This is a genomic window from Curvivirga aplysinae (assembly GCF_009711445.1).
Taxonomy (GTDB): Bacteria; Pseudomonadota; Alphaproteobacteria; order UBA8366; family Aestuariispiraceae; genus Curvivirga; species Curvivirga aplysinae.
Window position 1 is genome coordinate 1 of record NZ_SMMC01000156.1, and the last position, 22,027, is coordinate 22,027.

Below are 22,027 nucleotides of genomic sequence, written 5' to 3' on the forward strand. Positions count from 1 at the left end.
TTCTAGCTTGAAAAATTATATTAGGGTAAAATTTCCGTTAAGGCAGGACATTTCTAGTATTTTTGATGGGGAAGGAATGATGACTGGTTTTGAAGAAACATGTCTTCCACAAGTGAAGGATGGTTTGGCAGAAGTTTTTGGTGCGGATTTAGCAGAAAGCCTTGTTTCTGCAGCGCTTGGCACGGGTGATACTGCTGTTAATCGGCAGTTGTTAATTAATGATGGATTAAATTCAATTACCCCGGAACAGCGTGCCAAAGCTTTGGAATTGCTTGATGTTTATTCATCTGCAATGTCTTAAATATTTCAATTATTACAATTTGTAATTTTCTGAAAAAAACTGTAATAGCTTTTGATTGGTTTTTTCTGCGAGAATCTCTTAGCTTTCAGAGAAAATTAAGGCAAATTCTATTGATTTTTCAGGTTACATGATGACTTCCGCTGCTAAACAATTCCCTGCTGCTGCAATAATCCTTGGAGCAGGCAAGGGAACCCGTATGAAATCCAAGCATCCCAAAGTGATGCACAAAGTGGCTTCCCTATCTATGATTGGCCATGTGATAAAAGCCGTGACACAAATCAACGCAGATAAAGCAGTTGTAGTTGTTGGCCCTAATATGGAAATGGTGGAAGCAGAAGTTGCACCTCATCAAACAGTTATTCAACATAATCAAGCAGGTACTGGAGATGCTGTTAAGGCAGCCTTGCCATTGATGAAAGATTTTAAACAGGGAACTGTTTTAATCTTATTTGGTGATACGCCTTTTATCCAACCTGAAACGCTTCAATCAATGATTTCTTTACGAGAAGAAGGTAACGCCGTTGTCGTTCTTGGGTTTGATGCTGATAATCCAACAGGTTACGGGCGTTTGATCTCAAATGCAGAAGGCAAGTTAACTGCAATTGTTGAGCAGAAAGACGCATCACCAGAAGAATTGAAAGTGAATGTATGTAATTCAGGTGTGATGGCTATCGATGCGGAACATCTTGAAGAATTATTGCTAGCAATTGATAACAATAATGCTTCTGGTGAATATTATCTGACTGACGTTGTGAAGTTGGCATGTGATCGCGATTTGGAATGTGCGGTTATTACGACCGATGAAGATCAGGTGATGGGGGTGAATTCCCGGGCGAATTTGGCCCATGCAGAGAAAGTATGGCAGGAAAAGCGCCGTCGTGTAGCGATGGATGAAGGTGTGACCTTGATTGATCCAGATACTGTTTTCTTTGCTCATGATACAGTGATTGGTCGCGATGTTGTAATTGGTCCTAATGTATTTTTTGGACCCAAGGTGAGAGTCGCGGACGATGTAGAGATTAAGGCATTTAGTCATTTAGAAGGTGCGACTGTTGGGACTGCCGCACAGGTAGGACCTTATGCACGATTAAGGCCGGGCGCAGAGCTTCAGGAAGCTGCATTTGTCGGTAACTTTGTAGAAGTAAAAAATACCGTGATGGGTGAGGGGGCAAAAGCAAGTCATTTGACCTATCTTGGGGATTCTGAAATTGGTGCAGGCAGTAATATTGGCGCTGGCACAATCACTTGTAACTATGACGGGTTTAACAAAGCAAAGACCATATTGGGTGAAAATGTATTTATTGGATCAAACAGCGCGCTTGTTGCACCTGTAACGATTGAAAAAGATGCGATGGTAAGTGCGGGCTCCGTTATTACCAAAGATGTTTCGGCGGAATCTATGGCCTTTGCGCGCAGTCCTCAAAAGGAAAAAGAAGGTATGGCCACCAAATTCCGTGAATTGGCGAAAAAGAAAAAAGAAGCTGCCAAAGCAGCTCAGAAAAAGGATTAAACTTATGTGTGGTATTATTGGTATCCTAGGTAAACAAGACGCAGTTCCGCATTTGGTAGATGGTTTACGTCGTTTGGAATATCGTGGTTATGATTCAGCTGGTATTGCGGTATTAAATGACCATGCAATTGAACGCCGTCGGGCAAAAGGGAAATTGGATAATCTTGCAGCTGAGGTTGATCAACACCCAATTTCTGGTCAGGTGGGGATTGGTCATACACGTTGGGCGACCCATGGGGTACCGTCTGAAAATAATGCACATCCACATATGACGGATAAAGTTGCGATCGTTCATAATGGGATCATTGAGAACTATCTGGATTTACGCGAAGAGCTCTCCGAAAAGACAAATGGTTCTGTAGAATTTACCAGCGACACTGACACCGAAGTCGTTGCACATATGGTTGGTTATTACCTTGATCAAGGGATGTCCCCAAAAGATGCGGTGACCGAAGTTCTCCCTCGCCTTGAAGGGGCATTTGGATTCGTCATGATCTTCCACGGTCATGAAGATTTGATGGTTGGTGCACGCCAAGGAAGCCCACTGGCTATTGGTTATGGCGAAGGTGAAATGTTCTTTGGATCAGATGCTTTGGCATTGGCGCCTTTAACCCGTCGTATCTGTTATTTGAAAGAAGGCGACTGGGCGGTGATTACCCCAGAAGGCGCTGATATCATGGATATGCAGGGCAATCCAGTTGAGCGTGAAATTGTACAAACTGCTGTATCTGGTGCGACCATTGGCAAAGGCAATTATCGCCATTTCATGTTAAAAGAAATTTACGAACAACCAACGGTGATCGGGGATACTTTAACAACTGTTCTAAACCCGGCCAGTCAAACGATCACTATGCCGCCATTACCAGTGAATGCAAAAAACATCACCAAAGTCACAGCAACAGCCTGCGGTACAGCATATTATGCCTGTATGGTTGCGAAATACTGGGTAGAGCAATTAGCACGTATTCCGATGGAAACAGATATCGGGTCTGAACTTCGTTATCGTGGAACCCCGTTGCCGGAAGACGGCTTGGCTCTGTTCGTTTCCCAATCTGGTGAAACCATGGATACATTGGAATCCTTACGTTACGCCCGTCAGGAAAAACAAAACATTCTCTCCGTTGTAAACGTGCCAGAAAGTACTGTTGCCCGTGAATCGGATGCAGTTTTATTGACACAAGCGGGCCCGGAAATCGGGGTGGCTTCTACCAAAGCTTTTACAACGCAATTAACAATTCTTGCTTGTATGGCAATTGGTTTGGCAAAAGAGCGTGGTACATTGGACGCAAAACGCGAAGCGGAACTTGCATCGGCTTTGGCAGAAGTGCCGGGTCGTGCGGCAGAAGTTCTTAATCATGATGAACATATTGCTGAAATTGCCAAAACAATCTCCGAAGCGCGCGATATTTTCTATATGGGGCGCGGAACAGCATATCCAATTGCGCTGGAAGGTGCGCTAAAGCTTAAAGAAATTTCCTACATTCATGCGGAAGGTTACGCGGCAGGCGAAATGAAGCATGGCCCATTGGCCTTGATTGAAGATGATGTGCCAATCATCATGATTGCCCCAAGTGACGATCTATTTGATAAAACGGCTTCTAACGTGCAGGAAATGGTGGCCCGTGGTGGTCGTGTGATCTTTATCTCTGACAAGAAAGGGATCGCAAAGATGAGACGTATGGCGGAACCTGCAGCCTGCATTGAAATGCCGGACGTGGACCCATTCGTTGCTCCAATCCTATATTCCATTCCGATTCAATTGCTAGCCTATCATGTGGCTGTCCTGAAAGGTACAGATGTGGATCAGCCAAGAAACTTGGCGAAATCTGTTACTGTAGAATAATCGTTGAGAAATTAATGCGATATAATATCATTGGTTTTATTGATTTCTAACCCTAACATTTACTGCAGATTAACAGCATTATTAGGTGTAAACTACTCATGTTCCTGAGTGCTAAATGAGTAGTTTACATCGATCCGTTTTGATCATTGGGCTTGACTTTGTCTCAGAGGCTGTTTAAGTGAGCGTTCAATTTCTCGCACCGTTAAGCGATACTATTAAGTTTCCGGCCCAGCCGTTTTTTCTAAGTTTCTCTCTACATTGTGTTTTTTATTGAACGTATTTCGCATGTCGCGGAATGTGTGTTTTTTTACTTCCAATTCAAAGGATAATGTTATGATTGTTGGAACAGTAAAATGGTTTAACGCCACAAAAGGCTTCGGCTTTATTCAACCTGAAAATGGTGGGGATGACGCTTTTGTTCATATTTCAGCGGTCCAAAGTGCAGGTCTTCATGGCTTGGACGAAGGTCAAAAAGTTGAATATGACCTAGAGACCGGTCGCAATGGTAAGGCATCTGTCAGTAAACTGACTGTAGTTGGGTAACCATATAAAGGGCTACTTTTGAGAATTCAAAGTAGCCCTTTGATCAAAAATGACAGGGGATTAGAACGGTATATAAGTTATCACGACCAAAAGCTAAGTACTAAATCAGCAAATTCGTGATGAAAAATTGCTTCGAAGACTATTTCTGAATCTTAATTGAGTATATGATTTAGTTGAAGTTCGTTAATATCCATCGATTTGGATAAGAAACTACTTGCTGAAATACTCAAAAGACCAGTGATCCCGCATGCCACCGCGGGCTTCCAGATTTTCCGTGAAAGACCCTGTACAGGTGAAACCTACTTTTTCAAGAACGCGGCGTGAAGCTGGATTTGTTTGAAAAGTGGCAGCTGTGATCTTGGTAATTTCAGGGCGAGACAAGGCTTCGTCCAATAGAAGTTTTGCTGTCATTGTGGCAATGCCACGGCCCGCAAAATCGGGATGGATAAAATAGCCGAGATTGCAGGTTGGCGCGCCATTCCATAGACCACCAAAACCGACAAGTTCACCTGTTTCTTTCAATATTACAAGACGTGTTTCTTCGCGACGATTATCGGAATCTAACCATTCATTGATATTCGTTTCGTCGGGTTTGGTCGGCAGAGAACCCGTTTGCATAACACCATCGTCATAAAAAACAGGAAGTATCAATTTTGCCGCATCAAGGCCTGCAGGGACCAAAGTAATCATCGCTATTTATCCGCAAATATGTTTGTCGTATAGATGCGATTAAATAGATTAAGTCATAAAATTACAAATGTTATCTGAGTCATTTTGGCCCTGTTGAGATTGCGGGTAAATATTATCTGTTTTGGGCTTCTGCTTCTAAACGCTGTCTTAAATCTTCTGGTAGAAGTAGAGCATCAGCAAGGCGGTCAAGATATCTTCGTTCTTCATTTGAATCCACATCAACGGCCAAGGCGGATGCCATAAAAATCTCTGCGGCTTGTTCCGGTCCTGTTGAAAGACGGGCAATGGAAATAGGATCGCTGGTTGCGTTTAATTGTTCCACAAGAAATTGCTGTTCTTCTTGTCCAATTTGCATCGCGGCAATTTGTTCTTCGATACGGGCACGTTCTTCTGTATCGATATGGCCATCTGCTTTGGCTGCACTGATCATGGCGCGGATCAGGATTAAACGGATATCGGTATCGGGAGAAGTTGTTTGTTGTTCTGCAAGGTCAAAAATACTGCCAGCTGGTGGCGGAGCAATTTGAGCGCTTGTTGGTGTTGGACACGGTGCTTGTGCAGATGCTGCTTGAGGCTGGGATTGTGCGGATTTATGATCACTCCAAGCTTTATAGGCTAAGCCACCAACAGCGGCCAAGCCGCCATAAGTAAGGGCTTTTTTACCCATTTTACGGGCTTTCTTGTTACTCAATAATAGAGCTGCCAAACCACCAACTGCTGCGCCACCAACCAGGCCAGTCCCCATGCCGCCAGATTTTGTGCTTTCAACAGCTTTATTGATGCCGCTACCTGCCGTACCCATAACGTTACTTAGAATTGAGTTCACATCCATCTTTGACCATCCTTATATCTTTTAACAATCTCAGTAATTGATATAGGGGCAAAAATTTTGTTTTCCAGAGGTAACGTTACAGGTTGTATTGCAGGTTTGATTTAATCGTATCTGAGTTCCGTCGCTTTGCCGTGGAAGATATAATAGGAAAGGGCTGTATACCCTAGCAAGATTGGCAAAACGATAAGGGCGCCAAATAACATGATCATCAAAGAATCTGGGGCCGCTGCCGCTTCTATAATGGTCATCTTTTCAGGGACAATATAAGGGAAGAAACTGTAAGCTAAACCGATAAAACTTAAGGTGAAGATACCTACTGTTAAGAGGATTGGCACCCAACAATATCGATCATTTGCTAATGGCAATATTCTTAAGAATAAGAATAAGCATAGAATTAAGATGCCTGTCGCAATGGGTATTGGGGCCAAAGCAAATAATGTTGGGAAATCAAACCATTTCTCATAAATACGATTACTGACCAACGGTGTTGTGATGGATACAGTTGTAAGGCCGATGATTGATGCGATGAGATGAAGTTTTGCCCATCTTATAGCTTTTAATTGTAAGTCCCCCTCGGTTTTCATAATGAGCCAGCAGGCCCCAATCAAGCAATAGGCAGAGGCGACCGCGAATGCGATTAAACAAGAGAATAAAATACCACCTAAACCTTGATCAAAACCAATAATGTAAGATCCAAGCATATAGCCTTGGGCAAGGGCAGTCAGAAGGGAGCCATAAAAGAAGTTCTTATTCCAACGTCCCTTTTGTTTTTGTGGAACTTTAGCACGGAAGTCGAAAGCAACGCCCCGGAAAATAAGACCGAAGATCATAACCGCAACAGGGATATATAATTCAGTTAAGATAATTCCATGCGCTGCGGGAAAGGCGACGAGCAATAATCCCACACCAAGAATGAGCCATGTCTCATTGGCATCCCAGAAAGGACCAATCGACGCAATCATTCGATCTTTTTCTTCTTGCGTTGCTTTATGAATGAGTATGCCAACGCCCAAATCATATCCATCTAAAATGGCATAAATCAGCATGGATAATCCCATCAGAAAGGCGAAGGTTAATGGTAGCCAACTGCCATCTTGAATTACATTTTCTAACATGACGCTCACCTTTCCTTATTCTGCAGGTGTCATTGCCGTGTGGCGTTCACTGGCGGACATGGTTTGTTTTTCAGGGTCACGATTTGATCCATCTCCGGCTTTTCGGGCCAGATAGAAAAGCGTCGTGACATATGCGACAGTCAGGAAGGCATAGACAGCCAGATACATTATCAATGTTGAAAGAACCATACCACCGCTGACGGAACCAAGTGCGTCCTTGGTACTAAGTACGCCTTGTACCAACCATGGTTGGCGACCAATCTCAGTGACATACCATCCAGCGATTGTGGCAACAGTGCCGGAAAAAGTCATTCCAACCAAGCCGTATAGGTAATGTTTTGGCATGTTCTTTTGACGCGCTAGAAAATAGGAACCAGCCCAAGCAAATAGAAGCATCAACATGCCAACACCGATCATAATCCTAAAACCAAAGAAAAGTGGTTTAACAGGTGGATGTTGATCAAATTCCTTTAATCCTTTGATTTCGCCATCCAGACTATGGGTAACGATTAAGCTCGCTAAGTAAGGAATTTCGATAGAAAAATCATTTCGCTGTTCTTCTTCATTCGGCAAACCAAATAGAACAAGAGGGGCGCCTTGATGTGTTTCCCACGCGCCTTCAATAGCAGCTAATTTTGCGGGTTGGTATTCTTTGGTGTTAATACCATGTTCATGTCCGGCAAAGATCTGTAGTGGAATTAGAATGGTGGCTGCAATGATCGCTGTTTTTAGTGACTTGCGAACGGAAGTGGCCTGATCACCTTTTAATAATCGATAGGCAGATAAACCGGCGATTAAGAAGGAGGCAGTCAGACCAGATGCCAATAACATATGACTTAAGCGATAAGGCATAGATGGGTTAAAGATAACCTCCCACCAACTTGTCACATGAGCTTGAAGTAATCCTGCCTCATTTGGGATCATCTCAAACCCCGTGGGTGTATGCATCCAGCTGTTTAAAACAAGGATCCAAAAGGCCGATAGTGTTGTGCCGCCCGCAACTAACACTGTTGCAGTGGTATGCAGCCATGATGGAACTTTTCTGAAACCAAATAACATGATCCCAAGGAAGGTAGCTTCCAGAAAAAAGGCTGTTAACACCTCATAGGCTAATAGAGGACCGGCAATATTACCGACAGTTTCCATAAAGCCCGGCCAGTTTGTGCCAAACTGGAACGACATAGTTACACCGCTTACCACACCAATAGCAAAGCTTAGGGCAAATACCTTGGTGAAGAAGAAGTAGGATTGCATCCATGCTTCATTTTTTGTCGCATTATAACGCAGTTTAAAGAATAGCAGGAACCAACCAAGCGCAATGGTTATGGATGGAAACATTATATGAAAGGTTATATTTGCCGCGAATTGAATACGCGACAGCATAAAGGGGTCAAGTTCTACCATTTCGATCTCTCACACGTCAGGGGGTTATGAGATTAGTTTTAATTTGTCCTTAAATTGGTAGAGGTTGTAAATTTTTGCCCCCATTTTCAGGAGGTTAACAAGACGTTCGGTATCGACCTTGTTCATTTCCTCATACCAATCAGTTAGCATTTCGATCAGGTCATGCATTTCCTGCATTTTTTCCTGAGCATGCTTTTCTTGTTCGGATGAAGGCTTCTCCATGATCACGGATCGTAACATGGTGAGTGTAGGCTCAATCTCTCTTCTCCGACGTTCCTCAACCAGATTACGTACGATATCCCAAATATCATCATGGGTACCGTAGTAATCTTTGCGGTCTGCTGGAATATGCTTGAGCATCACCAGATTCATACTTGCCAATTCTTTTAAACCCATCGCAACATTTGAACGCGAAAAACCAAGTGCATCTACAATTTGATCAGCATTCAAAGGTTGTTCAGACAAATAGAGAAGTGCGTAAATTTGACCCACGGTACGGTTAATACCCCACCGTGATCCCATCTCACCGAAGTGAAGCACGAATGTCTGTATGACGGGTGGCAAGTTCATAATCTGTCCTTAAATCCATTTTAGAATTATTTTATTTTTCGTATTTTCAGTATATACTGAAAATTCAGAATTAAGGAAAGTGTTTTCTGACTCAAAATTTGAAAATTTTTCTAATTAAAAGAAAACCCCGCCGTTTAAGGCAGGGTTTTAAAAGAGATAATCTCACAGGTATTATTATTTAGATAGCAGACCAGGCCAGTTTTTGTTGGCTGTTTCAATGAAGCCTGGAATGTCTTTGTTCCAACGTTCTTGAACGCTGTCATTGTTATTTAGGTATAGTTTACCATCCACAATCTTCCAGATTTTTGGATCGCCTTCATAGCCTTCGTTCACTTCAGCCACAGCCCATGCGCAGTAACCACCATATTGTGGCGCATATTTTTCTGGATCAGCTTCGAATAAAGCTTTGTTTTCCGCAGAGGAGAATAACCAAGTTGCACCATTCCAGGTGACTTTGTGATCTTTGGACCCTTTAACAGGTTCACCGTTGGTGAAATAAGATACAGTATCGTATCCACCCACAGCTTGATCACTTAACCAGCCAGTGTAAATTGGTTCAATCGCAAATGCTTTACCAATCATAAATGTCGAAAAAGCAAGTGCAGCGAGTAGGATTTTAACAGGGGTTTTCATCGTTTGACTCCTTAATAAATCAAATCATCATTCAGTATGTGGATAATCTGCAACGAGGCGTTTTTCTTCCTGCCAAGCTTTGGTTAATCTCCAAAGAGAAGCAGGCTTAAAGCCGCGTTTCCTGTTTTTTGCCCCAATGCGATACAGGGTCGCATATTGTTCAAACAAGGTTTTATAAGCTTCACGGAGGGTGATTTTACGATCCCAAATATGGGTTGCTTCACCACCGGCACCATTAACTTCTACAATTTTGAAATTCTTACCTTGCTGTAAATCTTCGACATTCGTAAAACGTACATCGAAACGGCCGAAATAGAATTCCGGAATATCTTTTGCAATTTTATCAAAAGCATCAGTCATAGCTTTTGTAACATATGGACGTCCATCTCTGAAAATGGTGCCACGACTATGAGAACCTGCAAAAGCAAGACGATAAGGTTGCCCTGCAGGAATGATCTCATCAAGACGGCTTTCATGGCGTTTTAAATATACGTGGGAAATTTGGCCTGCGCGTTCATCTTCTTCAATGAGTTGGCGCAAATTGCGTGTGCCATCCCCAATCACATATGGGAAATACTTCAACGTCACAGAGAAAATGCGACCTTTTTCCTGATCTGGTTCACGAATATAAAAGACGCCAGCCTCAGCTTCATAAGGAACCAGTTCCTGTAGCAAGATACTTGCATCGTCCGGGAAGCTATCAATATAAGTTATCAACTCCTCACTAGAACGGGCAATTTGCACACCTACGCCACGACATCCCATATCTGGCTTTGCGACCAACGGGAAGGTTAGGCCTGCTTCTGACATGCGTTTTTCTGCTAATGAAATGATATCCTCGCTTTCACCTTTTGTGATTTGGGTGAAGGGGGAGATAAATTCTTTTGCAGTTTCACCTGCGAGAGAAAGGACAATTTTTTTGGACTCGCCAACCAAGCCCCCCATGGGGAAGTGCGGATTTGCTGAAGTTGGTAATGTTGCGCCCATATGACGTAGGCTGAGCCAAATTGTTTGTAGAACGATCGGGATATAAAAGACGCGAGGCGACCAAAACTCAAAATGAGACAGAGCTGGGCCATCCATTTCCAGTGGCGGCATGCCTTGATGCATTAGCTTACCGGCGCTGGTAGGGTTAATCGCATTTTCGATACTCAGGTCACTCATGCTTTTTTCCATTAGTTATTTGTCATGGCTTTTTGCTTTGTCACAACGGCCATGTTTTTTGTTAATTTTTTTAAAAGGCGTGGTAAAAAGATTGTGGCAACAACCAATCCGATACCAATTGCCCAACGCCATTCACCGAGTTGCATCACAACAAATTCACCAGTTAAATAGCTCACTGCGAAGAGCGCACTGGTCCAGAAAAAGACAGCAATCCCAGTCGTAAGAGCAAACTTGGTAAAAGAAAGTCGGAATAGACCACAAGCTGTATAAGTCGGAAAACGCATGCCCGGGGCAAATCTAGCGCCAATAATGGCTTGTACCATCCATCCATCTAACCAATTACTTGTGGCCACCATACCTTTGCGTTTTAGAAATTCTCTAACCCGCCAATATTTGCTGGAGAGGCGACCTAAACCATATAAACCAAGGTCACCTACGAAAATGCCAATATAAAGTGCAATAAGGGCGAGATAGGGGTCAATTAGACCTCCAACGGCAACTAAGGCTGCCCCCACTGTGGCAGGGTCTTCCAAAATGAATGTCGCGATAATGATCAGTCCCATAATAATAAAGGGATTGCCAGCTTGCGCTTGTAGAAGGTTTATAAAGTTTCCTAAATCCCATTCCATATTATTGTCCCGCTTCTGTATGGGATTTCATCATTGCGATGGCCTCATGTAATTCTTCCAGTGAGTTCCACGGTAAGAAGTGATTCTGATCTTGGATTAATGTCACATGAATGAGGCTATTTTGTGGGAACATCTTTTCCATGTAATCCACATTTGCAACTGGCACTAAGTCATCCTTAGTTCCATGCACAATGATTGTAGGGATTTTTAACTCTTTTAAACGCGGGGCTAAAACTTCCAAATCTGCTTTCAGGCTAAATAATTCTTCATTGGCGTTTTTGATTGCACGCGGCAATAAGGCAGATATAGGCCAAGTATCCCCCACATATTGCATAAAATGTGTTTCTTCAAGTGCGGGGTCTAACGCGCCAGCGGCGACAATAATACCGGCAAATGCATCTGGGTAATCTAAGGCAGCCTGGACAACGACCGGACCACCATAGGAATGGCCAACAAGGATCGGTTTCTTACCTGATGAATGATCGGACAATGGCATTAAAGCACTGGCATGAAGAGAGATATCTGTGAGGGACTCTTTTGGGCCACTCTGACCAAAACCCGGCCGATCAATCGCAATATATTCATATCCCGGTTGAACATCACTAATCATGTCCGCCCAAACCGTCGTGCTGCCGGGAGTGCCATGTACCAAAATAACAGGTTGTCCATTTGGATCACCTGCTTTGATATAATTGATATGATTTGCGGGATGATTAGGAAGAAGGGCCGTGTGATTTTCCATCGCCGCGATTTCAGCTTCGCTTGTCGCAGATTTGGGTGGACCAAAACAAGCAGTCAAGGCAACGCTGATGCATAAAAAGCCCGCATAGCGAAAAGAAGAAATCTCGCTGAGGTCTTTTCTGCGTCTAAGCTGATGAACTGTTTGTCTCATTCTTAAGGCTCTTATTCCTGAAAAATTTTATATTCCAGAAATACGATTATTTGCCTTCACTGACAAATGTCATTCAGTCACATTTTCGCGAGGAATAGGTTATTTAACCTGACGTGATATAGTCTCTCATGGCATTTGCTTCAAATTCAAGTTCATTGATCCGGTTCTTCACCACATCCCCGATTGAGATAATGCCAACCAAATTTCCATTATCTATCACAGGTAAATGGCGAAAACGTCCTTCGGTCATTTGGGCCATGATTTTGGCAACTGCATCAGAAGGGCTGCAAGTTTGTACATCTTTTGTCATAATATTTTTAATAGCCTTACTTAGAACAGATGCACCTTGATTACCAATTTCACGCACGATATCGCGTTCCGACAAGATGCCGATCAACTTGCCAGCTTCATCAAGGACAACGGTCGCCCCGATTTTTTTCTCAGCTAAAATGGCAACGGCACTTTCAATCGAATCATTCTCATTTAGGCCAAGAACATTACTCCCTTTTCCCTTGAGTATTCCTTCCACGTTCATTTTCATCTCTCCACGAAATAATTTGATATCCAATTATTCCGCAGAAAGATGAAAACTCAAAGTAAATAATGACTTGCTAATGAAATAAGGTGTGATTTTCGAATAGATGAATGTAAAAAATCTTGTTCCTAAAAATTCATTTACATTTCTTTAAAGCAAAGTCACTTTGTTCAAAATAGATCGGTTTAAAGGCTTAAATTATGCTCGGCATCGAAGATGGTTATCTTTTTATTTTAACGGCTTGTGGAATATTTTTACTAGCTGGTTCTATTAAGGGAGCCATTGGTATTGGTTTACCAACAACTGCAATGTCGTTGATGTTGCTTGTTTTTGAACCTGCGATTGCATTGGGGTTGGTGATTTTACCAATTGTGATTACCAATGGTCAGCAATATTTTACGACACCAAATAAACGAGAAACAGCAAAGAAATATTTACCTTTTGCCGCTTGGTCGATGCTTTCCATCTTTCTGGTGTCATTTTTCGCGCTGGAATATAGTGTGGATTATCTTCGTCTTATTATTGCGATCACGATTTTACTTTTTTGTCTTAGTCAGTTTTTTAAAATTCGCCTGCATTTTGTAGAGACACATGATCGCCTGTCTCAGGCAATATTTGGGATTATTGCAGGTATCTGTGGTGGATTGACGTCTATTTGGGCGCCGCCAATCATGATTTATACTTTGTCTAAAGGTGTCACTAAGGAAGAATTCATTGCAGCTGCAGGGTTTCTTATTTTTGTAACCAGTTGGCCTTTGCTTGGTGGGCTAACATCGGCTGGTATTATGAATGGTGGCATATTCTGGATTTCTTTGATCTGCGTTGGCGCTTGTACGATCGGATTCATGTTAGGAGCGAAAATCCGAAAATACATTAATGAGAAGACATTTAGATATATTCTGTTAACCTTCTTTACCATTGCAGGTTTGCGATTATTCATTACAGAAATTATGCGATTAACAGCATAACAAAATATATAAATTGATCAGGGAGAGACGAGTATGGGCGAGGGTAAAGTTCCAAACTTTAAACCAATTTCTGGAAGCGATTTACCACGTTTTGCAGGGATTCCAACTTTTATGCGATTACCACATGTGGAACCGCAATCTGAGTTGGCAAAATCACATGTAGATGTGGGGATTATTGGTATTCCTTGGGATGGCGGCACCACAAACCGTGCGGGTGCGCGCCATGGACCACGTCAGATGCGCGATATGTCTACCTTGATGCGTAATGTTCATCATGTTTCAGGTATTCAACCTTTTGAGCTTATCAAATGTGCGGATATGGGCGATAGTCCTGTCAATCCAATTCAAATTGAAGATACTTTAGACCGCGTTGAAACATTTGTCAGAAGCTTGGTTGAGGACGGAATTGCACCAGTAACGGCTGGTGGTGATCATCTGGTTTCTTTACCTATTATGCGCGCAATTAAAGATAAGCTTTGTGGCGGTAAACCTATGGGGATGGTGCATTTTGATGCACATACAGATACATGGGATCGTTATTTTGGTGGTTCAATGTATACCCATGGAACACCATTTCGTCGCGCTATTGAAGAAGGCTTACTTGATCCTAAACGTACTGTGCAGATTGGCATTCGTGGCTCTCTTTATACACCAGAGGATAAAGACTGGGGCCTAGAGCAAGGCATTCGTGTTATTGAAATTGAAGAATATTTTGATCTTGGTGTTGAAGGGGTGATTAAAGAAGCGCGTCGTGTGATTGGGGATGATCCAACCTATGTAAGTTTTGATGTGGATTGTCTGGATCCAGTATATGCACCGGGAACAGGCACACCGGAAATCGGTGGTATGACGACCCATGAAGCACAACAAATTGTACGTGGGTTACGTGGGGCTGATATCATTTCTGCGGATGTAGTGGAAGTGTCTCCGCCCTTTGATCAATCCGGGGCGACAGCCTTGGTTGGTGTCACTATCATGTGGGAAATTTTATGTTTGCTTGCCGAAAATATGCAAAAAAAGGGTTTGGTGAAATAGACATTTTCAAAAAATGGGGAGGCCGATAAGCCTCCCTCTTTAGTTTTGCATAAAGTAGGCTGAGACAGGTATGTCCTAAAGGTATGTCCTACTTTGTTTGCAAGGAGCTCTTTTGCTTTCCATTAGCATCAAAATTGTCAGGGGAAAGCCAAGTTTCAAAACCTTCCTTTGCCTTCTTCCATTCACGATTAAGTATCGAAAACCAGGCAGTATCACGATTATGACCTTTGATGACGCTCATTTGACGAAAAACACCTTCAAAACTGAAACCTAATCTTTCAGCGGCCTTTTTGGATGGTTCATTCAGGTTGTTACATTTCCATTCATAACGACGGTGCCCTAGATCCTCAAAAGCATGTTTCATCATCATATACATGCATTCTGTAGAGGCAGGTGTGCGTTGCATCAAAGGGGAAAAATGAATATGTCCGACTTCAATTGATCCCATGGTCGGATCAATCCGTAGGTAACTTGCCATCCCAAGGATTAGGTCATCTGATTGACGGCGGATAACATAGAAAAATGGATCTGGGTTCACACAGCCGATCTCTAGCCATCCTCTAAAATCAGCTTCTGTTTCAAAAGGCCCTACAGGTAAATAGGTCCAGTTGGAACCATTTTCATTTTTACTGAAGGCTTCAAACAAACCACTGCAATGTGTATCAATATCCAGTTTTTCCATATAGCAATATTGACCATGAAGCGGACGACCGTCCGGTGCTAATGCACCTTTCCAGTCAGGAACTGGTACGCCAAGAATTTGACCTATCTCGTTATAGTTAACGTTAGACATATTATTCACCTTTAACTTTGTTGTTAAAGATTGAATAAATAAAATGGCCCTATTCATCTAGGGCCATTCTTCACTTAATGACAGTGCCATTTATTAGGAAACTTCTTCCACTTCCTCATCGGTCAGCGGGCGACTAACCACCCAACAATAACCATCAGGATCAATAAGATAGCATTCACGTAATCCATGAGGTTTGTTCAGGCTACCTGCGAAAACGATATGATTATGTTTACGTGCGCGGATTTCTGCCTGATCCGGGTCTAAGTCATAAAGATGGAATTCCGCACCTGCACCACGTCCTTCTTGGGATTGGGCTATGCCGAGATAGGCGTTGTCACTATAACTATGATCCGCATGGAGCATCCATTCTGCTGATCCTTGGCGAATAATTGCAATATCCTCATTCCAATACACGACATGGGCAAGCAAAATATCTTCGGCAAATTTCTTGGATACTTCGACATCAGCAACCAGCAAATTGATACCGAATCCTTTTAAGCTTCGTCCGTAATCTGCCGGAGATACCGACCATGGTTTTTTAGTGCTTTTAGATGACATATCCCTGATCCTTTTATGTTTTCATATTGTTAGATCAAAATATAAGGGGTCTGAATAGATCCATTTTTAGTCAAAAATTTTGAAAGATGGCTTAGGCGGTTGCTGGCGGTTGTTGTAATGCAAAGAACTTGATTTCTCTTTGACGTCCTTTAACAGCAACACTATGGGATTTACTTTCAGGTAAAGTAATGCCTGCAGTTTGTGCTGCACGTTCACTAATAATAAAGGGGGATTTATATTCCTTACACAAACTTTCTAGCCGCGCTGCAATGTTCACGTTATCGCCAATTGCTGTGATCAATTGGTTATTTGGTGGTCCCATAGCACCAACAATTGCTTCGCCATAATGGATGCCAATACCAATTTGCATAGGTTCCTTTAGTTCGCTTTCTAGCTGTACATTCAGTTCATCTAGTCTTCGGAACATTTCGGTTGCCCCCTTAATTGCTTGTTCAGCATGATTTTTGGCATTGCCACCATTAAGACCGTAGATTGCCATCAAGCCATCGCCATTAAATTGTGCATAATGGCCTTTCGTTGCGTTAAGAGAGGATGTCATTTCTGCAAAAAACTGATTTAAAATGAATAAGACATCATAAGGAAGTTTTTCTTCGCCAAGCTTGGTGGAGCCGCGTAAATCAACAAACATAACGGCAACCTGCATCTCCATGCCATCAAGGCCGCCGGGGCGACGGCCATCTTTTGCGTTAGCATCAGCTGGCATCAACGGCATAACTGTAATATCAGATGTTGGGCGGATTTGGCATGCTAAGCGCACGGAAGGGATTGCTTCAATTCTCTCTAACGCTTCTTTTTCTACTTTTTGAGGTTCATGAAGATTCTCTACGCCTTCGGTTACGCGTATACGGCAAGTTGTACATCTGCCGCGCCCTCCGCAAACCGAGGCCAGTGGTATTTTGTTCGATCGCATTGTTTCTAGGGCAGTTGCACCATCCAAGATGCGGTAAGATTTGCCATTGGGAAACTTTAGGCGCGGTTGTTTTTTTAATTTCTGTAATAAAAATCTCAATGATCGAGCAATGAAAGGTGTCAGAGAGATCACCCCAAAGAAGATAAGTGTATTCATTGTTGCCACTTGAAGCCAATGATAGCTTTCATGGGTGACATTACTTGCCATTCTGACACCAGACATAAACATTCTGTCCGATTCCAACATCATGACTTGATAGCCAGCAGAGATATATCCTGCCAACGCAAGTGTAGGAATAACAACCGCAAACTGTGCCATAAGCCAGCGGATGCGGGTATAGAATGCTTTCGTTTTTAACCAGTAATGAATGCCGATACATCCATGTATCCAAACAATAATTACCGCAAATCCGTGTATGATGCCGGATTCAAAATTTGATATCCAATAATTTACCAAGACTTGTGGATAATGAATCTGAGTATCATAGAATTCTTCCACTATACCTGTAGCAATGACATGGTTAGCTACCAAAAAAGGAATAGATAAACCGAAGAATAACTGGATCAGTTCCCATTTTTTTAGTTTTAAGCTACGCCTTTGGTAAATCACCCACAATGCCATAACTATATGAATGATCGCGGCAAGGGTTAGTATAATTGTACCAATTTCAGTTTTCCAGATGGCAAGAAAATAAGGACGCGCTTCTTCCATGATGAGGATAGAAGTTAAACCGAGCGCATGGTTAAGATAATGCGTTAAAACAAACGCAAATAAAATCAAACCACTTATTAGGCGAAGGCGTTGGCCCATTGAATATACGATCCGTTTATAAGTTATAGCTGATATCTAACTTAAAGGGATTTGCCAGAGATAAAAATTAAAAATTGCCAAAATAACTGTGATTTAGCTTTAAAAGTAAAGAAGTTGAAAATGAAAAACGCCCAAAGATTTCTCTCTGAGCGTTAATTCATTAGGTTGTTCAAAGAAGCGAAATCGCTTGTCTGAACGAAAGTGCTCGATCCTCGAACACTGAAAGTTCTAAATTAAAATTAGAAACCTTCGCGCTCGATACGCTTGCGCAGAAGTTTGCGGTGGCGACGGACTGCTTCAGCCTTTTCGCGAGCCTTCTTTTGAGATGGCTTTTCGAAATGGCGACGCAACTTCATTTCACGGAAGATGCCCTCGCGTTGCATTTTCTTCTTCAGCGCACGCAGTGCTTGATCAACGTTATTATCACGAACGATAACTTGCACTTTGCTCACCGTCCTTTCGGATAAAGAGTATATATCTCTAAGAGCTCTTCCCTTAGAGTTGGCGGCTTATAACATATGTCTATATAGATGTGAAGCCCTATGGGTTGGAAAGTTAGTAGTTTTCGGTTTTATAGGGCTTTTTTCTTCAGCTTTCTGCATTATTATATTCATTCATAAAGTTTAAGAACAGGATTGAAATATGGCTATTCAACCCGTTACCAAGATGGGGCACCCGGCTTTACGGCAAAAATCAATGGCAATTCGTTTTGATGATTTGACTGATGATGATCAAATTGTATTGGAAGAATTGGTAACAGATCTAGTTGATACAATGCATGATGCAGGCGGTACAGGTATTGCTGCTCCCCAGATTGGAGTGGTGCGTCAAGCTGTTATATATTTTGTGACGAAGGGTCGTGGTTTTGAACCTGTGGAAGAAGATATCCCGCTCACTGTAATGTTTAATCCGGTGATAGAGCCGATCGGCAATGAACAGTTTTATGATTGGGAGGGATGTCTCTCTGTGCCTGGATTAACTGGATTGGTCCCTAGGTTTAAGAATATTGAGCTCACGTATCAGGATATCGCTGGAAAAACACATAAAGAAGCCCTATCTGGATATCATGCACGTGTGGTTCAGCATGAGGTAGATCATTTATTAGGTATTTTATATCCACAAAGGATGGATGATATCTCTTTACTTATGTATAGTGATCAACTTGAACATGGACTGCCACAAAAGGCGCGTGAAATATTAATCGCACAAGGTAATATGTGAAAATTTATTGAGTGAGTTTGAAAATGACTGATGCACAACTGGCGCTAGAAGAAAAACGTGATCAATTAATTGAAGCAATGTTACCGCATGTTCCTTTCGACGGCTGGACCCGTGCTGCTCTTTATATGGGCGCGGAGGATATCAATCTATCTCGCAAGGAGGCGGACCGCATTTTACCAGGTGGTCCTGTTGATTTGATCTTGCAATTCTATCATTTGAATACAGTAAAAATGAACCAAGAATTGGCGATGCTGGATTTGCCATCCATGAAAATTCGCGAACGTATCGCAACCGCCGTTAAAACGCGTATCTTGTTGAATAAAGATCAGAAAGATGCCGTACGTAAGGCTATGTCAGTTATGGCAATGCCTCAAAATGCGATCCATTCGACCAAGGCAATGTTTAGTGCTGTTGATGCCATGTGGTATGCCGCAGGTGATAACGCAACTGATTGGAATTATTACTCAAAACGGGGCTTGTTAAGCGGCGTTTATTCATCAACATTACTCTATTGGCTGGATGATAAGTCCGAAAACCATCAAGCGACATGGGAATTTTTAGATCGCCGTATTGGTGACGTGATGAAAATCCCTCAATTAAAAGCCAAGGCGACAGGCATCCTAAATAAACTTTCAGAATTACCCAAGTTACGTCGAAGTGCAATTAACCGCATGAAAGTGAAAGCGTAATAGCTTTTAACTAAAATATGTCAGGGATTTTCCGAAATTTTCTGGAACGAGAGCTTCATGAAATAGAAGCCGCTGACCCTCGTATGAAGAAACGAGGACAATCTCGGCTTATCTTAATACTTTCTGCAATTCCGATTGTGCCGCTTAGTGTTTTACTATTGATCGTCACATTATTAAGCTGGGATGCCGCCACTCGGTTTGATAAGGATATTTGGACGATTGTCCTTTTGCATCCGTTTCTTGCTTGTTTATGCTTAATGATCGCTATGGCTATGCATAAACAATCGTTTTATTTGTTTGCCATCATTTTAGGTGCTGGACCCCAAATAGGCTCATTCCTATACTTTTGGTATATATATTTAAGTTGGGCATTGAGTTAGGTCGCTTATCTAATCCTTAAATAAGCGATTTACATGTCCCATTTTACGTCCCGGTTTTGCTTCTGCTTTGCCATATAGATGTAAGTGAGCACCAGGTTCTGCCAGTATTGCAGGCCAGTTGTTTATATCATTTCCAAGCAAGTTTTTCATTTCCGCACGTCCCAAACGTTCCACGGAACCGAGTGGTAAACCACATACAGCGCGAACAAGTTGTTCAAACTGTGAAGTTACACAGGCATCTTGCGTCCAGTGACCAGAGTTATGAGGGCGTGGCGCAACCTCATTAACTAGGATTTCGCCATCAGTTGTTACAAACATTTCAACAGCAAGCAGGCCAATTAATTCCAGTCCCTCAACAGCTTTGATTGCATAATCCATCGCTGTCTTTGCTTGTTCATCAGTGATGGACGCTGGCACAGTTGTTGTGTCCAGAATATGGTTTTTGTGACTGTTTTCAACTGGCTCATAAGCTTTGGTTTCACCTGTGGCACTTCGCGCAACAATCACAGAGATTTCTTTAGTGAAGCTAACAAAGCCTTCAAGAACGCAACGTACTTTGTTTAAATCTTTCCAGGCCGCAATCACGTCCATACCTTCAGTGATTTTAATCTGACCTTTACCATCATACCCAAAACGAGCCGTTTTCAAAACGGATGGTCGGCCAAGTTTTTCAACAGCCATTTCCATTTCTTCAGCCGTTTCCACCTTAGCCCAAGGTGCGGTTGGAATACCGCAATTGTTTAAGAAAGATTTTTCGACGATGCGATCTTGTGAAAGCTCCAACGCTTTCGGACCAGGGCGCATTGGCTTATAGGATTCAAGAATTTGCAACGTTTTTACAGGAACATTTTCAAATTCCAAAGTAATAACATCTACTTTTGAGACAAAACGAAGTAAATCGGCTTCATTGTCATAGCTGCCGGCAATGTGACCATTGGACACTTGTGAGGCTGGGCACCCTCTTTGTGGTTCAAAGATTTCACATTTATAGCCAAGATTAGCCGCAGCCAAGGCCGTCATACGGCCTAGTTGCCCACCCCCTAAGATACCAATTGTGGAACCGGGTGCAATAACACGAGGGGAAGGGGATGTTGGGCGCATTCTCTGGCTTTCCTTAAGGGAAGAGTTAAAACTATATCAAGTTTATATATTGATTAATCTACTGGTTCTTCTGCAACAGCGTCCGTTTGTGCTGCGCGGAAGTCATCTAAAGCCTTTGCAACATTTTCATCATGCAAGGCGATGACAGAAGCAGCCAGCAAACCCGCATTGATTGCGCCAGCTTTTCCAATCGCGAGTGTACCAACAGGGACACCACCTGGCATCTGTACAATGGATAGCAAGCTGTCTTGGCCATTCAATGCTTTTGATTGAATAGGAACACCAAAAACGGGGAGCGGTGTCATTGACGCTGCCATGCCTGGTAAATGTGCTGCCCCACCAGCACCGCCAATAATTACGTGTAAACCACGGTCCTTTGCAGTTTTTGCATATTCAACAAGACGATCAGGTGTGCGATGTGCGGAGACAATTTTTACTTCATGAGGCACACCTAATTTTTCTAAGATTTCAGCTGCATGTGTCATTGTAGGCCAATCGGATTGGCTACCCATTATGATACCAACTTTTGGTGTTTCACTCATTTTTGTCGATCCGTCATGTAAGGTTGAATTTGGTGGGGAGTATAGGGGGATTACCTCTGAATTCAAGTCCCCAAAATTTAGGCATTATTAACAATTTGATAAATCGTAATTTTAGTTAAGCAATAATATCTGGAATGAGTTGATTTTCCAAATTAATCAATTCATCTTTAATGGCAAGTTTTCGCTTTTTAAGGCGTTGAACTTGCAATTGATCAAAAGGGATTGCCTCTGAAATGCGGTCGATAACATCATCAAGGTCTCTATGCTCTGTGCGTAATTCTTCAACACGGTGGCGTAGGGCCGCAACTTCAAGTTCGTCCATGACTATATCTTTGCCA

General features: G+C 42.5%; 25 protein-coding genes. 8 read left to right on the forward strand and 17 right to left on the reverse strand.

Features of this window, described 5'->3' with window-relative positions; translation table 11 throughout:
• The 4 genes from E1160_RS06360 to E1160_RS06375 all read left to right on the forward strand — a co-directional run.
• Nucleotides 1–301: hypothetical protein (locus E1160_RS06360; protein WP_218048748.1), on the forward strand; the 301-nt coding region annotated here is incomplete at its 5' end.
• 130 nt (nucleotides 302–431) lie between these two features.
• Nucleotides 432–1,811 (forward strand): bifunctional UDP-N-acetylglucosamine diphosphorylase/glucosamine-1-phosphate N-acetyltransferase GlmU, encoded by a 1,380-nt coding sequence (gene glmU / locus E1160_RS06365; RefSeq protein WP_155154171.1) that lies wholly within the window; start codon nucleotides 432–434, stop codon nucleotides 1,809–1,811.
• A 4-nt stretch (nucleotides 1,812–1,815) separates the two neighbouring features.
• A complete protein-coding gene (gene glmS / locus E1160_RS06370; RefSeq protein ID WP_155154172.1) occupies nucleotides 1,816–3,654 on the forward strand; it encodes a glutamine--fructose-6-phosphate transaminase (isomerizing) in 1,839 nt (612 codons plus the stop codon).
• Nucleotides 3,655–3,987: 333 nt separating this feature from the next.
• The gene (locus E1160_RS06375; RefSeq protein ID WP_155154173.1) at nucleotides 3,988–4,197 is read left to right on the forward strand and encodes a cold-shock protein; all 210 of its coding nucleotides are present in this window, start codon (nucleotides 3,988–3,990) and stop codon (nucleotides 4,195–4,197) included.
• A gap of 210 nt (nucleotides 4,198–4,407) precedes the next feature.
• Here the strand turns inward: E1160_RS06375 and E1160_RS06380 are convergent, their stop codons facing one another.
• The 10 genes from E1160_RS06380 to E1160_RS06425 form a co-directional block, all read right to left on the reverse strand.
• On the reverse strand, nucleotides 4,408–4,887 hold the full coding sequence (locus E1160_RS06380) for a GNAT family N-acetyltransferase (protein ID WP_155154174.1): 480 nt from the start codon (nucleotides 4,885–4,887) through the stop codon (nucleotides 4,408–4,410).
• Between the two features lie 112 nt (nucleotides 4,888–4,999).
• On the reverse strand, nucleotides 5,000–5,719 hold the full coding sequence (locus E1160_RS06385) for a tellurite resistance TerB family protein (protein ID WP_155154175.1): 720 nt from the start codon (nucleotides 5,717–5,719) through the stop codon (nucleotides 5,000–5,002).
• 101 nt (nucleotides 5,720–5,820) lie between these two features.
• A complete protein-coding gene (locus E1160_RS06390; protein WP_155154176.1) occupies nucleotides 5,821–6,834 on the reverse strand; it encodes a cytochrome d ubiquinol oxidase subunit II in 1,014 nt (337 codons plus the stop codon).
• Nucleotides 6,835–6,849: 15 nt separating this feature from the next.
• On the reverse strand, nucleotides 6,850–8,238 hold the full coding sequence (locus tag E1160_RS06395; RefSeq protein ID WP_218048749.1) for a cytochrome ubiquinol oxidase subunit I: 1,389 nt from the start codon (nucleotides 8,236–8,238) through the stop codon (nucleotides 6,850–6,852).
• 24 nt (nucleotides 8,239–8,262) lie between these two features.
• Nucleotides 8,263–8,808, reverse strand: coding sequence for a GbsR/MarR family transcriptional regulator (locus tag E1160_RS06400; RefSeq protein ID WP_155154177.1), 546 nt, complete (start codon nucleotides 8,806–8,808; stop codon nucleotides 8,263–8,265).
• 174 nt (nucleotides 8,809–8,982) lie between these two features.
• Nucleotides 8,983–9,441, reverse strand: coding sequence for a YHS domain-containing (seleno)protein (locus E1160_RS06405; RefSeq protein WP_155154178.1), 459 nt, complete (start codon nucleotides 9,439–9,441; stop codon nucleotides 8,983–8,985).
• A 27-nt stretch (nucleotides 9,442–9,468) separates the two neighbouring features.
• Nucleotides 9,469–10,605, reverse strand: coding sequence for an ATP-grasp domain-containing protein (locus E1160_RS06410; RefSeq protein ID WP_218048750.1), 1,137 nt, complete (start codon nucleotides 10,603–10,605; stop codon nucleotides 9,469–9,471).
• Nucleotides 10,606–10,616: 11 nt separating this feature from the next.
• Complete coding sequence (locus tag E1160_RS06415; protein WP_155154180.1) at nucleotides 10,617–11,234, reverse strand: DedA family protein; 618 nt, start codon at nucleotides 11,232–11,234, stop codon at nucleotides 10,617–10,619.
• Nucleotide 11,235: 1 nt separating this feature from the next.
• A complete protein-coding gene (locus tag E1160_RS06420) occupies nucleotides 11,236–12,126 on the reverse strand; it encodes an alpha/beta fold hydrolase (protein WP_155154181.1) in 891 nt (296 codons plus the stop codon).
• Between the two features lie 103 nt (nucleotides 12,127–12,229).
• A complete protein-coding gene (locus E1160_RS06425; protein WP_155154182.1) occupies nucleotides 12,230–12,661 on the reverse strand; it encodes a CBS domain-containing protein in 432 nt (143 codons plus the stop codon).
• Between the two features lie 200 nt (nucleotides 12,662–12,861).
• Between E1160_RS06425 and E1160_RS06430 the strand changes: the two genes are divergently transcribed.
• Complete coding sequence (locus E1160_RS06430; RefSeq protein ID WP_155154183.1) at nucleotides 12,862–13,629, forward strand: sulfite exporter TauE/SafE family protein; 768 nt, start codon at nucleotides 12,862–12,864, stop codon at nucleotides 13,627–13,629.
• Between the two features lie 33 nt (nucleotides 13,630–13,662).
• Complete coding sequence (gene speB, locus E1160_RS06435; protein WP_155154184.1) at nucleotides 13,663–14,664, forward strand: agmatinase; 1,002 nt, start codon at nucleotides 13,663–13,665, stop codon at nucleotides 14,662–14,664.
• A gap of 88 nt (nucleotides 14,665–14,752) precedes the next feature.
• On the opposite strand, the gene E1160_RS06440 is transcribed toward speB, so the two are convergent.
• The 4 genes from E1160_RS06440 to rpsU form a co-directional block, all read right to left on the reverse strand.
• The gene (locus E1160_RS06440) at nucleotides 14,753–15,457 is read right to left on the reverse strand and encodes a GNAT family N-acetyltransferase (protein WP_155154185.1); all 705 of its coding nucleotides are present in this window, start codon (nucleotides 15,455–15,457) and stop codon (nucleotides 14,753–14,755) included.
• A gap of 93 nt (nucleotides 15,458–15,550) precedes the next feature.
• Entirely contained in the window at nucleotides 15,551–16,015 is a 465-nt protein-coding gene (locus E1160_RS06445) for a VOC family protein (protein WP_155154186.1), read from the reverse strand.
• A gap of 91 nt (nucleotides 16,016–16,106) precedes the next feature.
• Nucleotides 16,107–17,756, reverse strand: a complete 1,650-nt coding sequence (locus tag E1160_RS06450; protein WP_155154187.1) for an adenylate/guanylate cyclase domain-containing protein — start codon at nucleotides 17,754–17,756, stop codon at nucleotides 16,107–16,109.
• A 239-nt stretch (nucleotides 17,757–17,995) separates the two neighbouring features.
• Nucleotides 17,996–18,199, reverse strand: a complete 204-nt coding sequence (gene rpsU, locus E1160_RS06455; RefSeq protein WP_328597130.1) for a 30S ribosomal protein S21 — start codon at nucleotides 18,197–18,199, stop codon at nucleotides 17,996–17,998.
• A gap of 199 nt (nucleotides 18,200–18,398) precedes the next feature.
• Between rpsU and E1160_RS06460 the strand changes: the two genes are divergently transcribed.
• Together E1160_RS06460 and E1160_RS06465 are read left to right on the forward strand one after the other, a co-directional pair.
• Complete coding sequence (locus E1160_RS06460; protein ID WP_155154188.1) at nucleotides 18,399–18,977, forward strand: peptide deformylase; 579 nt, start codon at nucleotides 18,399–18,401, stop codon at nucleotides 18,975–18,977.
• A 23-nt stretch (nucleotides 18,978–19,000) separates the two neighbouring features.
• Complete coding sequence (locus E1160_RS06465) at nucleotides 19,001–19,666, forward strand: COQ9 family protein (RefSeq protein ID WP_155154189.1); 666 nt, start codon at nucleotides 19,001–19,003, stop codon at nucleotides 19,664–19,666.
• Nucleotides 19,667–20,055: 389 nt separating this feature from the next.
• Here the strand turns inward: E1160_RS06465 and E1160_RS06470 are convergent, their stop codons facing one another.
• The 3 genes from E1160_RS06470 to E1160_RS06480 all read right to left on the reverse strand — a co-directional run bounded on the left by E1160_RS06470 (nucleotide 20,056) and on the right by E1160_RS06480 (nucleotide 22,011).
• A complete protein-coding gene (locus E1160_RS06470; protein ID WP_155154190.1) occupies nucleotides 20,056–21,147 on the reverse strand; it encodes a 5-(carboxyamino)imidazole ribonucleotide synthase in 1,092 nt (363 codons plus the stop codon).
• Nucleotides 21,148–21,200: 53 nt separating this feature from the next.
• Nucleotides 21,201–21,689 (reverse strand): 5-(carboxyamino)imidazole ribonucleotide mutase, encoded by a 489-nt coding sequence (gene purE / locus E1160_RS06475; RefSeq protein ID WP_155154191.1) that lies wholly within the window; start codon nucleotides 21,687–21,689, stop codon nucleotides 21,201–21,203.
• A 115-nt stretch (nucleotides 21,690–21,804) separates the two neighbouring features.
• Nucleotides 21,805–22,011: a YdcH family protein gene (locus E1160_RS06480; RefSeq protein WP_155154192.1), complete on the reverse strand. Its 207-nt coding sequence runs from the start codon at nucleotides 22,009–22,011 to the stop codon at nucleotides 21,805–21,807.
• Nucleotides 22,012–22,027 lie beyond the last annotated feature (16 nt).